The sequence below is a fragment of the Pseudomonadota bacterium genome (assembly GCA_010028905.1).
Taxonomy (GTDB): domain Bacteria; phylum Vulcanimicrobiota; class Xenobia; order RGZZ01; family RGZZ01; genus RGZZ01.
In genome coordinates this window covers 1-1,139 of sequence record RGZZ01000895.1, presented here as the reverse complement: position 1 = coordinate 1,139, position 1,139 = coordinate 1, and the positions used below count along the sequence as shown (strand labels likewise).

1 protein-coding gene is annotated in these 1,139 nt (G+C 66.0%); it reads right to left on the bottom strand.

The genetic code is table 11. From position 1 onward, the window contains the following. Window positions 1-136: 136 nt before the first annotated feature. A complete protein-coding gene (locus EB084_26190; protein ID NDD31754.1) occupies window positions 137-1,120 on the bottom strand; it encodes a hypothetical protein in 984 nt (327 codons plus the stop codon). Window positions 1,121-1,139 lie beyond the last annotated feature (19 nt).

Here is a 1,139-nt window from a genome sequence, read left to right as displayed (position 1 = left end):
TATGCTCGGAGCACCCGATCCGAAGAAGAAGTGGGTCAGGTGGGTTGAGGCGAAGACGCCCCAGAGAGATGGCCATCGATCATCCACATGCTGTGCGACGCGTTCTCTCGTCCCAGACTCATAGTGCCGCTCGCCCTCACACCTTGACGATAGGGGTCGTCGCGAAGACAAAGGCGAGTGGTTGGATCTCGTGCTCGAGCGTGAACGCCTCGTCAGCCGCCGAGCCCCCGTCCTCCGCTGGAGTCGGGTTCTCGGGCTTGGGAGCGCCGTAACGCTGGACGCCATAGAGCTCATCGACCTTCTCCTTCCAGCGCACGCCGAGCACCTCGATGGTCGTGTGGCTTACGTGGCCCGGGTAGTCGTCGTTGAGCACGAGGTTGGGCGCGTAGCCGCGCGCGCGCGCCAGCGCCTCCACCGCCGCGTCACCCACGGCCGCACGCGCCTCGTCGGACCGCGCCTTATGCACGTGCGCCCCCATCGGGGGGTTGTGCAACTCGACGCTCTGTACGGCACCCGCGCCCAGACCGTCAGCGAGGATGGCGGAGCCGCCGGGTGGCACGCGTACGTGCTTGGGTTCGATCTTCATGCCCGCTGACACGATCGCGTGGATCGAGACCAATCCCGGACCTGTGCCCGCCTTCTTCTCGGCATCGAGTGCGTCAGCGCACCCGCCCATCGCGTGGTCGAGGCAGATATCGAGGCAGAAGGAGACGTTGGCGATCTCGAAGCGGCCTTCGACGCTCCGGCCCGCGAGCGCTTCCAGGTCCGTGCGCGCGCGTCCGTCGAGGATCGGGTACCGCTTGGTCGTGTGTCCCATGGGCTGTGGCTGCGAGCTGGGTGGGAGCGAGACGTTCATGATCGGATACGTCACCGTGCCCTCCCAGCCGGGTGTCGCGTCCAAAAAGTCGATCGACGAGATGTAGTGCTTGAAGTGCATAAACTGCTCGCCGTTGGCGCCGCCGCGCCGCACCATCGCAAAGTTGTAGGTGTCCACGAGCGGACTCGGGGAGGCGCCGCGACGGCCACGGCCACGGCCGGTGCTCGTGCTTCCGTGGCTCGTCTGGAAGCCGATGGTGGTGCCAAAGAAGCCCACCCAATCGCGCCACTCGTTGCCCGACAACAGCGAAGAAATCGACCGC